Raw genomic sequence first — 13,688 nt, forward strand, 5'->3', positions numbered from 1 at the left:
GGGTCGCGCAGACCCCACCGGCACCCGCCGCGACCCCGGCCCCGTCGCCCGCAGCGGCCGCGCCGCAGGCGCGCCACGCCGCCGCGGACCCCGAGGTCGCCGACCACGCGACCGTCGTCGGGTCCGACGAGTCGTCGGGCGCCGTCCTCGTCGGCTACGGCTCCGCGACCACGTCCCCGTCCCGTCGCAAGCCGGGCGCACGCCGGGCCGCAGCGCTCGCGGCCGAGGCGAGCCGCGCCTCCAGTGCGGACGCGCAGGCGGCTGCCGAGGCCGCATCCGACCCGGGCGAGGACACCACGGCCGAGGCGGTCGCCGCGCAGGGCAGCCGTCCGCGCAAGGCCGTCGTCTCCGGGCAGGTCCTGGCGAAGCCGCCGATCCGCAAGCTCGCGAAGGACCTCGACGTCGACCTCGGCGAGGTCGTGCCGACCGGCCTCGCGGGCGAGGTCACGCGCGACGACGTCATCCGGCACGCGAAGCAGGCCGGCGTCTTCCGCAACATCGAGACGCCCGAGTGGGGCGACGTCCGCCGCGAGACGATCCCGGTCAAGGGCGTCCGCAAGGCGATCGCGACCGCGATGACGACGTCGAAGTTCACCGCGCCGCACGTCTCCCTGTTCGTCGACGTCGACGCGACCCGCACGATGGAGTTCGTCAAGCGCCTGAAGTCCTCGCCGACGTTCGCCGGCGTCAAGGTCTCGCCGCTCCTCGTGTTCGCGAAGGCCGTGATCTGGGCCGTCCGCCGCAACCGTTCGGTGAACTCGACCTGGACCGACCAGGAGATCATCGTCCACCACTTCGTGAACCTCGGCATCGCCGCGGCGACCCCTCGCGGGCTCATCGTGCCGAACATCAAGGACGCGCAGGACATGTCCCTGTTCGAGCTCGCGAAGGCGCTCGAGGAGCTCACCATCACCGCGCGTGACGGCAAGACCACGCCGAAGCAGATGGCGGACGGCACCGTGACGATCACGAACATCGGGGTGTTCGGCATGGACACCGGGACGCCGATCCTCAACCCGGGCGAGGTCGCCATCGTCGCGATGGGCACGATCAAGCCGAAGCCGTGGGTCGTCGACGGCGAGGTCCGCTCGCGCATGGTGACCACGATCGGTGCCTCGTTCGACCACCGCGTGGTCGACGGCGACGTGGCCTCGCGCTTCGTGCACGACATCGCCTCGGTCATCGAGGAGCCCGCGCTCCTGCTCGACTGAGCCGGTGAGCCGGTGAGCCGGTCCGGGCGGTGCGGGGGACCGCATGCTCGGGCCGGATCGCGCGGACGTCGCGTGGTGTCCACCCGGTTGTCGGTGGGGCGGACGATGATCGGGTCATGGTCCACCAGCTCCTGACCCCACAGCAGGAGATCCGAACGGGTCGCCTGGTGCTCGCGCCGCTCACGCCGGCCGACATCGACGTCGTGCACGCGCTCTTCTCGGACGCCCGCACGTGGACGCACCTGCCCTCTGGCCGGCACGCGCACCGGTCGTCGACGGTCGACATGGTGCAGCGCAAGATCGGTGGCCGGGCGCGCCACGGGCTCGGCTCGTGGGCGGTCCGCACGACCGACGGCGCGTTCGTCGGGGTCGGTGGGGTCGACATGACCGCCGGGCACGTCTGGAACCTCGGCTACCGGCTCGTGCCGGAGGCCTGGGGCAACGGGTACGCCGTGGAGCTCGCCCGTGCCGCGGTGGACGAAGCCGCCCGCACGGCACCCGACGTCCCGGTGACCGGTCGGGTGCTCACGAACAACCCGGCCTCGGCCGCGGTGCTCCGGCGCTCCGGGCTCGACCTCGTGTGGCAGGGCCCCGCGTCGGTGACCGTGCCCGCCGGGGTCGAGGGGCAGGTCTGGGCCGACCGTCCGCTCGCGCCCGCGCAGCGGTCCTGGCTCGTCGCGAACGCCTGACCCGCCGGCGAGGGCCGCTCTTCGCTGGCGGCCCAGCGCCGATCGAGCAGCGTCGGCCGCTCAGCACCGATCGGGTCGGCAAAGGCCGGTCAGCACGGATCGGTCAGCACGGCCCGGTCAGCGCCGAGTCTGCGCAGTGGTCGGTGCCGCCAACTCGACGGTCCGTGTCGCCCGCGCGACGACGGCGGACGCGTGGGTGGCGATCAGGACCGCCGTGCCGCCCCTGGCCAACCGCTCGAGGTGGTCGAGGACGAGCGCTGCGTTCTCGTCGTCCAACGCACTCGTCGGCTCGTCGGCGAGCACGACCTTCGGGCGTCTGACGAGGAGTCGCGCGACCGCGGCCCGCTGTTGCTCACCGCCGCTGAGCCGGTGGGTCCGTTCCGTTCCACGCCCGTCCAGGCCCACGGCGGCGAGTGCCGCCGCCGTCGTCGGCCCATCCGACGCGACGGCACCGTGACGATTCCGTGCGAGGTCCACGTTCGCAGCCACGGTCAGGTCGGGAACGAGGCCGAAGTCCTGGAAGAGGTACCCCAGCACGTCACGTCGGACGAGACGCGCCCGCCGTGCACTGCGACCGGCGTCCCTCCCGTCGATGACGACGGAGCCGGAGTCGACCGTGTCGATGTGCCCGACGCAGTCGAGCAGCGTCGACTTGCCGGCGCCGCTCGGACCGGTGACGGCCACGACCTCGCCGGGACGCACCGAGAAGGACAACCCGCCCCAGAGGATCGTGGACCCGCGCCGTTTCTCGACGTTCCGGACCTGGATCACCGTGTTCCCGCCCCTCGAGTCCGATCGTTCCTGCGGGCCGTCACCACGACGAGCGTCGAGCTCGCGCACGCGACGACCAGGACGGCTGCGGCCGCGAGCGCCGCAGCCGTCGGTGTCCCGGCGGCGACCGGGTCGAGCACGGAGGCGCGGCCGGTACCGTCCGGAGCTCGGTCGCCCCACTGCCCGAAGGCGCAGAGGAGGGCGACGGAGGCGAGTCCTGCCTCTGCGAGGAACAGCGCACGATCGGCGCGGAGCGGGTGCAGGCCGGAGGCCGAGGCCAGGAACCGGGCGCGACCGTGGCGACGGCGCGTGACGACGATGGCTGCCCCGGCGAGCGCGCCGGCGACGAGGACGTCGCTCGCGACCGCGGCGGCACCGACACCGGTGTCGAGCAGGGCGGAGCGGGCCTCCTCGGCAGCCGCCTGTCCGACGTCGACGACGGCGCTGAACTCGTCCCCGAGGGCCGAGTCGCGGATCGCGCGTTCGGCGACCGCCCGGGACCGGAACAGGACGTCGCCCGTGGACGTCCACGAGCCGAGTTGGTCCGCGGTGAAGGCCGAGGCTGGGTCCCGGACGACCACGAGCACCGCGTTCGGGAGCCACGCCCGGGACGAGGTGTCGCCGGGGTAGGTGTACAGCTCGTCGGAGCGGAGGGTCCCGATCGCTGTCCGGGCGGCCGCACCGCCTGCACCCCGGAGCTCCCAGGCTCCGAGCGCGGCCACCAGTGCCTCTGCATCGAGGTCGCTCCGCGGCGGCAGCCACACGGCGACCTCGGCGTCGTCGGTGAGACGCGAACCGTCGGCCGCGCGCACGTCCTGGAGGCGGAGGTACTCCGGGTCGACGAAGAGCGCGGGGACCGTCGTCCCGTCACGCCCCGACGAGACCTCCGCGGGCGCGGCCAGCAGGGCGCCGTGTCCTCGGAGCGCGTCCGCGGCGAACCCGCCGATCCGGTCCCAGTACTGCTGCGTCTCCACCGGTCGGGGATCGGGCGTGACCCAGAGCTGGACTGCGGCTCCGGCCGCCCGGAGGTCGCGTGCGGCGGTTCCCGATCGCAGGGCGGCGACCGACCCGGAGAGGTCGAAGACCGCGGAGACGAGCAGGAGCAGGACGGGAACGCGAGCGAGGTGTGCGAGCACCACGATCGTGCTGCTCGGCCGCGCTCCGCGGAGGGCCGTCGTCAGCGGGAGTCGACAGGCGAGGACCGTCCCCACGATGTGCGCGAGCACCACCGGCGCGAGGAGTGCTGCGCCGAGCAGGCCGGTGGACGCCGCCAGGGTCGGCGCCCAGGAGGCCCGGCCCGTGAGCCAGAGCCCGAGCAGGACGGCCGGCGTGCCGACGAGCACCACGAACGCGACGATCCGCGCTTCGACCAACTCACTCCGGAGGACTGCGATCGTGCTCCGACCGTGGGTTCGCCTGACGGCGGCTCGCCGTGGCGAACCGATCGTGTCCACCAGGCACAGGGCGACGCAGCCGGAGCACATCGCCGCGACGAGACCAGCGGTACCGGCCGGGCCAGCGCCGAGGCCGATGCGGTCGGCGAAGGACGTGGTCGCGGAGGTCGTCTCGTACCCGACGTCGGCGAGGGCCGCGGCCACCGCCGTGCGGCCTGCGGGGGCGCCGAACACCTCGTAGGTCCCGACGGGATCGTGGTCGACCAGCGCGGTCATGGGCCGGACGCGGGTCGCGACGCCGGGCCAGAAGTCGGTGTAGCCGTCGCGCAGCCAGGCACGGCCGGCTGAGCCCGGGGCGGCGGTGACGAGCGCGGTCCGCCGCGACTCGGGGTGTTCCCGGTCCGCGATCGTCCGTACGACGGTCGAACCGGTCGCATCTGCGGCCTCGCGCAGGGCGTCGGCCACTCGGCCGTTCGATGCCGGAGCGCTGCCGGCGACGGCCGTCACGGTCGACGACGCCCCGACGAGGCCCGACTCGCTCACGACGGCGAGACCGACGCAGGCGAGCAAGAACGCCAGGACCGGGGGGATCGCGTAGGCGATCCCGACTGGGCGGAGGGTCATCGGAGCTCCTCGTTCCGGACGAGGACGGGTCCCGCTGTGCAGGACCCGCCCCGCCGCTCAGCAGTTGTGGTAGTAGGCCTGGTTGCCGCTGGATGCCTTGGGGGTCGCCGCGTAGGCGTACCGCCCGCCCGGGATGCCGGTCACCCGCTTGCTCTTCTTGCCGATCGCGGTGGCTCCGTGGCACCGCGATTCACGGAAGTAGTTCGACCAGGCGCTGCCGCCGCTGACACCCCACTGCCAGAAGCTGCCGCCCCCGCCGTCGCTGCGCGCGCCGGTCCCGGTGATCGTGCGGGAACCTCCCGACGGATCGGTGATGACGGTGCCCCCGGCTTCGGTCCCGTTCCCCAGGACCTCCAGCGGACCGGCCGATGCCGCGGTCGCCGTGGCGGCGACGAGTGCCGCGGTCAGGCCGAGGCCGATGATGCTCTTCGCGATCGTGTGGTGCATGTTCCCCCTCGTGTCGTGTGCTCGGTGGCGAGCAGGACAACCCTGGCAGCGGAGGAGCCGATCGTCAAGAGTGTGATGTATCGGTAGGTGTCATCACCCGGTGGGTGCCGGCAGCGCCGCCAGCAGCGCGTCCGCGAACGGCGTGACGTCCGTCCGGAACGCCCACTGCACGGTGTTCCAGTCGTGTCCGCTGCCCGGTGCCGTCGAGACGGTCACCCGGGCACCGGCCGCGGTCGCGGCGCCCCCGAGCTGCTGCGCGTTCTTCGTGAACTCGGCGTCGGACGACCCGGCCGCGAGCCAGAGCGCGTGCCCGGTGAGCCCCTTCGCCTGCATCTGCGCGATCGGGGCGGCCGCCCGCCACCGCGCGAGGGACCCGCCGAAGGCCTGGTCGGCGCTGTGCCGGGCGGAGATGTCGATCGGCTGGAGCTCGCTCGACACCGCCAGGGCGGCACCGAACTGGTCGGGGTGGCCGGTGAGGAACTGCATCGAGCAGGTCGCCCCCTGCGAGAAGCCGGTCAGGCCCCACGCCCGCCGGTCGGTGGTCGCGGGCAGGTGCGTCGTGATCCACGCCGGGACGTCCTGCGTGACGTAGGTGTCGACGTTCCCGAGTCGGGAGTCGACGCACATCGTGTTCAGGCCGGGCGTCGAGAGCTGGTCGACCGAGACCACGATCGGTGCGCGCCCGCCGTGGGTGCGCGCGTACTCGTCGAGCGGGGTGGCGAGCTGGCCGGCCGTGAACAGGTCGCTCGGGGAGCCGGGCTGGCCCGAGAACGCCAGGACGACGGGGAGCGGGGCCGGGTCCGGGACGAGGGCGGCCGGCGGCAGGTACACGACCGCGGGCCGTGCGTGGAAGCCGGACCGTGTGCCCGGGATCTCCGTGGTGTAGACCTGGCCCGCCGCGGGCACGGTCGCGGTCGCGGGGGCGGACGCCTGGCTCGGGGTCGCGCCGGACGAGGGACGTGCACCGGCTCCGAGGGTCGGGTACGGGTTCGTCTCCACGACGGTGCCGAGCGTCGGGTACTTGGCGAACTCGACGTTGATGCCGAGGGCGGGCACGACCAGCGCGGCCGGGACGAGCACGATCGCCAGGGCCCGTCGCCACCCGCCGCCCTGCACGATGCCGGTGACGGCGAGGGCCAGCCCGGCCCCCGCGAACGCGCTCCACATCTGCGTGACCGGGCTCAGCGCGACGCCGAACAGGTCGACCACGTGCGTGGTGACGAAGCACGCGACGAGCAGCAGGAGGGCGCCGCCGGCGGCGACCGCCGCGCGGAGCCCGACCGACTTCCACGCGGAGCGGTCACGCCACCGGCGCACGGCAGGCAGGAGCACCGCCAGGGCGAGGACGACGAAGGCCGTGTCGATCGGGACGAGCTTCGACGGCGCCTGCAGCTGGGTCGCGAGCAGCCACTCGGTGGGGCTCACGGGCGCGGTGCGGCGGGCACCGGCGTGGCCTGCGTCGTGGTGGCGGTGTGGGCCTGGCGGAGCGCCCAGAGGTGCTTCGGCCGGAGCCCGGGGACGTACGCGCTCGTCAGGGCGCGGGCGACGCGGGGGACCTGGACCGCGGACGGGACGACGAGCCAGAGCGGTTCGTGCCGGGCGCCGAACTTCTCCTTGAAGCGCTGCAGCGACCGGAACCCGTACGCGGGCTCGAGCAGGCGTGCGAGCAGCTTCGAGCCGCGGGCGACCAGGGGACCGGCGTCGTCGTGCACGGCGAGCGGCGTGCCGGACAGGCTGATCGTGGTGAGGCCGGCCTCGCGGGCGCGGAGGGCGGTCCGGGCGATGAGGAACTCCATCACACCGGGCATCCCGTCGTCGCCGCGGCGCATGACGTCGAGCGTGTAGCCCACGAGCGAACCGTGCTCGTAGACCGGCAGCCAGCTCGTGACGGCCGTGACGTGGCCCTCGGCGGTGACCGCGAGGAGCAGCCGGACGGCCGGGTCGTCGAGCTCGCGGAGCCCGCCGAGCGTGAAGCCCATCTCGGGCAGGCGGCGGTCGGCGGCCCACCGCGCGCAGATCGTCTCGACCTCGGCGCGCTGTGCGTCGTCGAGGGCACCGAAGGTCGTCCACTCGTCGCGGAGGCCCTCGCGGTCGGCCCGGTTCGAGGCCGTGCGGAGGTCCTGGCGCTTCTTGCCGCGGAGGTCGAACGTCGTGACGTCGAGCACCGACTCGACGCCGACGGGCAGCGCGGTCCAGCCCTGGGCCGCGAGGAGCTCACGCACGGGCTCGTGCACCGTGGTGAACGCGGGGATCCAGCCCTGGCGTGCGCAGAAGGCGGTGAAGGCGTCGATGACGGCCGCGCGGTCCTCGGCGGCGCAGGCGGGGTCGGAGACCGTCAGCGCGACGTCGCCGCAGACCCGGTAGGCCACGGCACCGCGTCCGGCCGGGTCGGCCCAGGTCGCGTTGCCCTGCCAGGTGCCCATGTGCCCGAGCGATCCGGCGTCACCGCTGCGGAGCATGCCGCGGAAGTCCTCGGCGCACGCGCTCGACGCCCGGAAGCGGGCCCGCACGAGCCGTCCGCGCAGCGCCACCACGGCGAGCAGCACGCCGGCGGGGACGATCCACGCCCCGAGCAGCGTGACCTGCCACTCGACGGCGTCGACCCCGAGCCCCTGCCACTGCACCGCGTCGTCGGTCATCGGCTCGATGAGGAACACGTCGGAGAGCACCGCGGTCAGGGTGAGGAGGACCCCGGCGGCCAGGACGACGCCGGCACGACGGCCGCGCTGCACGAGCCACGCCGAGCCGAGCAGCAGCAGACCGACGACGAGCACGGCGCGGTCGCTCATCGCGTCGGCGAACGGCGACAGCACGCCGTCGGGCTCCGGCACGACCAGGGTGACGAGCGTGCCGGCACCGAGGGCGACGAGCGTCGCGACCACCAGGGTGCGTGGGTTCCAGGGGGCGTCGGCGGCCGGTCGGGTGGTCCGGTCGGACCGGGAGGCGCGGTGCACGACGAGCGCGCCGGCCGCGGTCCCGAACAGGGTCGCCAGGGCACGGGCCAGGTCGGAGCCGTGTCCGGCGAAGAGCACGAGGGTGAGCACCACGGTCCAGAGCACCGTGCGGGTCCGGCGTCGGCGCTGCACCGGCATCGCGGCCGACGCGGCCCCGAGGAGCGCGGTCGCGACCATCGAGGGGGCGAACAGCGGCTGCCCGGCGGCGAACTCGGCGTGCGCCTCGCCCATCGCGGCACCGAGGGTCACGGTGAGCAGCGTGACGAGGACCGCGGCGACCGGTGCGGCGACCCCGATCAGCAGGGTCCGGAGCGACCCGAAGCTGCGTTCCGCGAGGCCCGCGGCGAACACCACGGCGACGAGTGCGACGACCGCGACCGGCGGGTGGTGCGGGAAGTCCGGCTCGGCGTGCGCCATCCGGGCGGTGACGAGGAGCACCGGCGCTGCGACGGCGACGGCGACGGTCACGGGGGAGCGACGCAGGTGTGCGATGAGGGTTTCGGGTGCCACGGTGTCATCACACCGGACGGCGCGGTCGTCCCGCATCGGACCGGGGCGTGAACCCGGGTGGCCGATCGGCCACCCGGCGTCCCCCTCGGGGCACGCCTCGAGGACGAGGTGCGGCACGGCGGGTCAGCCGGCCGTCGCGAGCGGCAGGTGCTCGACCGGCAGGCGCAGGTGGATCGCGAAGCCGCCGTCCGCGCCGCGGCCGGACGTCAGGCTGCCGCCGAGCAGCGACGCCCGCTCGCCGAGCCCGATCAGTCCGAGGCCGGATCCGGGCAGCTCGAGGCGGTCCGCGCAGGCCGGTCCGTTGACGAGGTCGACGACGACCTCGTCCGCCTCGATCCGACCGGTGACCCGGACGGCGGCGCCGGGGGCGTGCTTGCGGACGTTCGTCAGGCCCTCCTGCACGAACCGGTAGACGGCGCGCTGGACGGGCAGGGGGAGCGTGTCCGGCAGGTCCACGGCGACCTCGGTCGGCAGGCCGCTCGCGGCGACGAGCCGGTCGAGGTCGGCGAGCACCGGCTGCGGCGCGATCTCGCGGTCGGTGCCGCCCGAGGCGCGGAGCACCTGCACCATCTCGCGGAGCTCCTGCAGCGTGACGACGCACAGCTGCCGGATCGTCCGGGCGAAGTCGCGCTCGCGGGCGTCACGGCCGGCCATCTGCACACCCCCGGCCTGCACCGCGATGAGCGTCACCTGGTGCGACACGACGTCGTGCATCTCGCGGGCGAGCAGGGCACGCTCGCGGGACAGCGCGACCTCGGCCCCGCGGCGCCGCTCCTCGACCCGGGAGGCCCCGAGCTCGGCGATGCGGTCCACGAGCACCGCACGGGTGCGGACGAGCATCCCGATGGCGAGCGGGCCGAGCGCGAAGATGAGCGCGTAGACGGTCGAGACGACGATCTCGTCGAGCTGCTGCGGCGGCCCCACGACGAAGCCGCTGAACCCGACGAACTGCACGACCGCGGCGAGGAGCATGAGCCACCGCCGGTCGGTGCGCTCGCCGAGGGTGAAGAGCGCGATGCTCGCGGCGACGACGCCCGAGCCGATGAAGAGCCCGGGCATCGTGAGCGCGAACGTGAGCACGGGCAGGCGGCGCCGGAGCACGAGCGCACCGGCCGCGACGAGCGACAGCGTGCGCTCGGTCGTCGTCGTCCCGGCGATGTCGAGCGCGGCGTCCACGACCGCGGCCGCGACGAACAGGGCGTCGACCAGCCACCAGGGTGTCCGCCGGGTGCGCACCCAGCGCAGGCCGGCGTCGACGAGTCCCTCGAGCCTCCCGTCCGCCCGCCACAGTGCCCGGGTGACGCGGCTGACGGGACTAGCCATCGAGCAGCCCGGCCTCGGCCGCGCGCAGCGCGAGCTGGACGCGGGTCGTGACGCCGAACGCGGCGAGGAGGGCGCGGACGTCCTCCTTCACGGTGCCGGTGCTGACGCCGATGCGCTGGCCGATCTCCGGGTTGCTCGCGCCCTCGGCGACGAGCCGGACGACGGTGTGCTCGCGGGGCGACAGGTCCGGCGCCTCGAGAGCGGGGTGCTGGGCGAACAGGCGGGTGCGGTCCACACCGGGCGCCAGGACGATCCCGCCGCGGGCGAGCGCGCGGACGTACTCGGCGAGCGACTCGGGGTCGGTGTCCTTGAGCAGGAAGCCGGACGCCCCGGAGTCCATCGCGCGGGCGACGACCTGCGTGTCGGTGTCGAACGTGGTGAGCATCGCGACCGCGGGCGGTTCCGGGAGCTCGCGCAGCTGGGCGAGCACCTCGAGGCCGTTCACGCGCGGCATCCGGACGTCGAGCAGGACGACGTCGGGCCGGTGCCGCCGCACGGTCTCGACGGCGTCGACGTCCCCGCTCGTGGCGAGCACGTCGATGTCCGCCGCGGCACCGAGGATGAGTTCGAAGCCGTAGCGGACGAGCGTCTCGTCGTCGACGATCACCACCGAGGTCACGCGCGTCATCTTGTCACGGCGTTGGCGTTCTCCGGACGAATCGATACTGTGAGGGCAACTGGTCATGTCCGCGCATGACCACCTCCACGACCACCATGCCGCGCGACCGAGCACGAGGGACCGGATGACGAGCCGCATCACCGAGGGTGCCGAACCGAAGCACCAGCAGCTGCGGCGCATCCTGCTCGACCTCGCGACGAAGCGGCTCGCACCGGGCGCGGCGATCCCCTCGGAACGGCAGCTCATCGCCGAGTACGGCGTCTCCCGCATCACCGTGCGCGAGGCCCTCGGTCAGCTCGTCAACGAGGGCTACCTGGAGCGGGTCCGCGGCAAGGGCACCTTCGTGGCGCACCGGCCCGTGCAGTCGACGCTGCACCTCGCCTCGTTCACCGAGGAGATGCGCGCGCTCGGCCACGTCCCGACCACGGTCGTGCTCGTGCGCGAGGAGAAGGTCCCGCCGGCCGACACCGCGGCGGCCCTGCGGCTCGACGGCGACGTCGCGGCCCACCACCTGAAGCGCCTCCGGATGGCCGACGGGGCGCCGGTCTCGGTCGACGACGCCTGGTTCTCGGCGGACGCGTTCCCCGGGCTGCTCGACCAGGACCTGTCCGGGTCGGTGTACTCGCTCGCGGCGGTCGAGTACGGCACGCCGATCGACCGCGCGCAGCAGACCGTGGCGGCGACGCCCGCGTCCGACGACGTCGCGACGCTGCTCGGCACGCGGACGGGTGCGCCCCTGCTCGAGTTCGACCGGGTGTCGTACTCGGGGGACCGGCCCGTCGAGCACAGCCGCTCCTGGTACCGCTCGGACCGCTACCGCGTGCAGATGGAGGTCACGGCGACGTCGCCGTGACCTCCCGCGTGGTGCGCCGCCCGGTTCAGACCGTGTAGAGCGTGGCGCTCTCGTCGACCGTGGTGCCGACCGTGCCCTGGTCGACCGAGTCCGGCGCGCTGCCGAGCACCACGACGGGGCACACCGGCGAGTACCCGGCGGCCGTGATCGCCGTCGGGGTGAAGCGCACGACCGGGTCGCCGGCGCGGACGGTGTCGCCCTCGGCCGCGAGCAGCTCGAAGCCCTCGCCCCGGAGCTTCACGGTGTCGATGCCGACGTGCACCAGGACGTCGGTCCCGGCCGAGCCCTGCAGCGCGAACGCGTGCGGGTGGAGCTTGACGATCGTGCCGTCCACCGGGGCCACCGCGGTGACCGGTCCGTCGACGCCGGTCGGGTCCACGGCGACGCCGGCCCCGACGAGCTGTCCGGCGAAGACCGGGTCCGGCACGTCGGCCAGCGCGACGACCGGACCCGCGAACGGGGTCCGGACCGCCGTCACAGCTCGTCCTGGATGTCCTGCGCGAGGTTGTCCGCGACCGGGCCGACGATGACCTGCCAGCCGGTGCCGCCGCCGACGACGGCCTGCGCGCCCGCTGCCTGCAGGGCGGCCTTGTCGACGAGGTCGCCGTCCTCGACCTCGACGCGGAGGCGCGTGATGCAGCCCTCGACCTCGTCGATGTTGTCGGCGCCACCCAGTGCGGCGATGATGTCGGCTGCCTTGATCTCGGCCATCGTTTCCTCCTCGTTACGGCTTCGTGGAACGGGTTGACACCCACTCGGTTCGGGATCAGACTACGGAACTGGTCATGACCGGACAGGACCGGATCGGCGTCACGCCGAGCGTACCGGTGTGGTCTGACCCGCTCAACTCCCCGACAGCTCCACCCGACGACGAGAGGAACGCCGATGAGCACTGCTGCTGCCACGGACGTGCCGGAGAAGAAGACCCCGAAGAAGCAGTCCAAGCTCTTCGCCAACGCACAGCGGCTCGGCCGCAGCCTGCTCCTCCCGATCGCGGTGATGCCGGCCGCCGGCATCCTGCTCCGCCTCGGGCAGAGCGACATGCTCGGTGCGATCCCCGGGTTCGCCCAGGGCGCCTCGATCATCGCGGCCGCCGGCAACGGCGTCTTCACCTGGCTGCCGCTGCTGTTCGCGGTCGGCATCGCGATCGGCTGGGCGAAGAAGTCCGACGGCACGACGGCGCTCGCCGCGGTCGTCGGCTACATGGTCATGTACCAGGTGTTCGCGGCCATGTCGCCGATCGTCCTCGCTGGTGTCAAGGACGCCAACGGCGCCCAGGCGACGATCAACTTCGGTGTCCTCGGCGGCATCGTGATGGGCCTCGTCTCGGCCGGGCTCTGGACGCGGTTCCACCGCACGAAGATGCCCGACTTCCTCGGCTTCTTCTCGGGCCGCCGCCTCGTGCCGATCCTCGCGGCCGTGGCCGGCCTCGTCATCGCCGTGCTGATGTCCTTCGTCTACCGCTACTTCGACATCGCGCTGACCGCAGCCGGTCAGGCCGTCGCCGACAACGCCGTGCTCGGTGGCGGGGTGTTCGGGTTCGTCAACCGCATGCTCATCCCGATCGGGCTGCACCAGCTGCTCAACTTCTTCCCGTGGTTCCAGCTCGGCAGCTTCACGAGCGGCGGGGTGACCTACCACGGCGACATCGCGCGCTTCCTCGCCGGCGACCCGACCGCGGGCATCTTCCAGACCGGGTTCTTCCCGATCATGATGTTCGCCCTCCCCGCCGGTGCGCTCGCGATCTGGCGGAACGCGAAGATCCAGAACCGCAAGCTCGTCGGCGGCATCATGATCTCGGCCGCGCTCACCTCGTTCGTGACCGGCATCACCGAGCCGCTCGAGTACTCGTTCATGTTCGTCGCGTTCCCGCTCTACGTCATCCACGCGTTCCTCACCGGGACGTCGCTCGCCCTCGTGAACGCGCTCGGCATCCGCGACGGGTTCTCGTTCTCGGCCGGCGCGATCGACTACGTCCTGAACTTCGGCAAGGCCGAGGGGGCGATCTGGCTCATCCCGATCGGCCTGGCGTACGCGGTCGTCTACTACTTCCTGTTCTCGTTCGTGATCAAGAAGTGGAACCTCCGCACCCCCGGGCGCGAGGAGGACACGATCGCCGAGAACACGATCGACGCGGCCACCAAGGCCTGATCGCGCACGCGACCGCAGGGCGGACGGGAGGCGCGGTGCCGGCTGGCACCGCGCCTCCCGTCCGCCCGTGGGGACCGACCGACGCAGGCCGACCCGCGTCGGGTCCACCCGCCTCCCTGAGTACACCTGCATGAGAGCGGTT

Annotated in this window: 13 protein-coding genes; 4 read left to right on the forward strand and 9 right to left on the reverse strand. The window is 73.4% G+C overall.

Annotation, left to right across the window (positions count from 1 at the left end; all coding sequences use genetic code 11):
* Window positions 1-1,211: dihydrolipoamide acetyltransferase family protein (locus BEP24_RS08795; protein ID WP_083230236.1), on the forward strand; the 1,211-nt coding region annotated here is incomplete at its 5' end.
* A 116-nt stretch (window positions 1,212-1,327) separates the two neighbouring features.
* Window positions 1,328-1,900, forward strand: a complete 573-nt coding sequence (locus BEP24_RS08800; RefSeq protein ID WP_065962466.1) for a GNAT family N-acetyltransferase — start codon at window positions 1,328-1,330, stop codon at window positions 1,898-1,900.
* A gap of 117 nt (window positions 1,901-2,017) precedes the next feature.
* On the opposite strand, the gene BEP24_RS08805 is transcribed toward BEP24_RS08800, so the two are convergent.
* The 7 genes from BEP24_RS08805 to BEP24_RS08835 all read right to left on the reverse strand — a co-directional run bounded on the left by BEP24_RS08805 (window position 2,018) and on the right by BEP24_RS08835 (window position 10,542).
* Window positions 2,018-2,671 carry an ABC transporter ATP-binding protein gene (locus BEP24_RS08805; protein ID WP_065962467.1) on the reverse strand — a complete coding sequence of 218 codons (654 nt, stop codon included), beginning with the start codon at window positions 2,669-2,671 and terminating at the stop codon, window positions 2,018-2,020.
* On the reverse strand, window positions 2,668-4,689 hold the full coding sequence (locus tag BEP24_RS08810) for a hypothetical protein (RefSeq protein ID WP_065962468.1): 2,022 nt from the start codon (window positions 4,687-4,689) through the stop codon (window positions 2,668-2,670). Before BEP24_RS08810 ends, BEP24_RS08805 begins: the two co-directional genes overlap by 4 nt.
* Window positions 4,690-4,746: 57 nt before the next feature.
* Window positions 4,747-5,136, reverse strand: coding sequence for a lactococcin 972 family bacteriocin (locus tag BEP24_RS08815; RefSeq protein ID WP_083230237.1), 390 nt, complete (start codon window positions 5,134-5,136; stop codon window positions 4,747-4,749).
* A gap of 93 nt (window positions 5,137-5,229) precedes the next feature.
* Window positions 5,230-6,561, reverse strand: a complete 1,332-nt coding sequence (locus BEP24_RS08820) for an alpha/beta hydrolase-fold protein (RefSeq protein WP_065962469.1) — start codon at window positions 6,559-6,561, stop codon at window positions 5,230-5,232.
* Window positions 6,558-8,600 carry a bifunctional lysylphosphatidylglycerol flippase/synthetase MprF gene (locus tag BEP24_RS08825; RefSeq protein WP_171898774.1) on the reverse strand — a complete coding sequence of 681 codons (2,043 nt, stop codon included), beginning with the start codon at window positions 8,598-8,600 and terminating at the stop codon, window positions 6,558-6,560. The genes BEP24_RS08820 and BEP24_RS08825 overlap by 4 nt, the downstream gene beginning before the upstream one ends.
* Before the next feature lie 123 nt (window positions 8,601-8,723).
* A complete protein-coding gene (locus BEP24_RS08830) occupies window positions 8,724-9,923 on the reverse strand; it encodes a histidine kinase (RefSeq protein WP_083230238.1) in 1,200 nt (399 codons plus the stop codon).
* Window positions 9,916-10,542, reverse strand: coding sequence for a response regulator transcription factor (locus tag BEP24_RS08835; protein ID WP_216093121.1), 627 nt, complete (start codon window positions 10,540-10,542; stop codon window positions 9,916-9,918). Before BEP24_RS08835 ends, BEP24_RS08830 begins: the two co-directional genes overlap by 8 nt.
* 124 nt (window positions 10,543-10,666) lie before the next feature.
* Between BEP24_RS08835 and BEP24_RS08840 the strand changes: the two genes are divergently transcribed.
* Window positions 10,667-11,395 (forward strand): GntR family transcriptional regulator, encoded by a 729-nt coding sequence (locus tag BEP24_RS08840; RefSeq protein ID WP_065962477.1) that lies wholly within the window; start codon window positions 10,667-10,669, stop codon window positions 11,393-11,395.
* Window positions 11,396-11,420: 25 nt separating this feature from the next.
* On the opposite strand, the gene BEP24_RS08845 is transcribed toward BEP24_RS08840, so the two are convergent.
* Window positions 11,421-11,873 carry a PTS glucose transporter subunit IIA gene (locus tag BEP24_RS08845; RefSeq protein WP_065962480.1) on the reverse strand — a complete coding sequence of 151 codons (453 nt, stop codon included), beginning with the start codon at window positions 11,871-11,873 and terminating at the stop codon, window positions 11,421-11,423.
* Window positions 11,870-12,106, reverse strand: a complete 237-nt coding sequence (locus BEP24_RS08850; RefSeq protein ID WP_065962481.1) for a PTS transporter subunit EIIB — start codon at window positions 12,104-12,106, stop codon at window positions 11,870-11,872. Before BEP24_RS08850 ends, BEP24_RS08845 begins: the two co-directional genes overlap by 4 nt.
* Before the next feature lie 174 nt (window positions 12,107-12,280).
* Between BEP24_RS08850 and BEP24_RS08855 the strand changes: the two genes are divergently transcribed.
* Window positions 12,281-13,546 carry a PTS transporter subunit EIIC gene (locus BEP24_RS08855; RefSeq protein ID WP_065962484.1) on the forward strand — a complete coding sequence of 422 codons (1,266 nt, stop codon included), beginning with the start codon at window positions 12,281-12,283 and terminating at the stop codon, window positions 13,544-13,546.
* Window positions 13,547-13,688 lie beyond the last annotated feature (142 nt).

The organism is Curtobacterium sp. UCD-KPL2560 (assembly GCF_001705035.1).
Classification (GTDB): domain Bacteria; phylum Actinomycetota; class Actinomycetes; order Actinomycetales; family Microbacteriaceae; genus Curtobacterium.

Coding starts and splice junctions, on each gene's coding strand:
- BEP24_RS08830 (WP_083230238.1), bottom strand. CDS start 9,923: ATGGCTAGTCCCGTCAGCCGCGTCACCCGGGCACTGTGGCGGGCGGAC.
- BEP24_RS08810 (WP_065962468.1), bottom strand. CDS start 4,689: ATGACCCTCCGCCCAGTCGGGATCGCCTACGCGATCCCCCCGGTCCTG.
- BEP24_RS08855 (WP_065962484.1), top strand. CDS start 12,281: ATGAGCACTGCTGCTGCCACGGACGTGCCGGAGAAGAAGACCCCGAAG.
- BEP24_RS08840 (WP_065962477.1), top strand. CDS start 10,667: ATGACGAGCCGCATCACCGAGGGTGCCGAACCGAAGCACCAGCAGCTG.
- BEP24_RS08800 (WP_065962466.1), top strand. CDS start 1,328: ATGGTCCACCAGCTCCTGACCCCACAGCAGGAGATCCGAACGGGTCGC.
- BEP24_RS08850 (WP_065962481.1), bottom strand. CDS start 12,106: ATGGCCGAGATCAAGGCAGCCGACATCATCGCCGCACTGGGTGGCGCC.
- BEP24_RS08815 (WP_083230237.1), bottom strand. CDS start 5,136: ATGCACCACACGATCGCGAAGAGCATCATCGGCCTCGGCCTGACCGCG.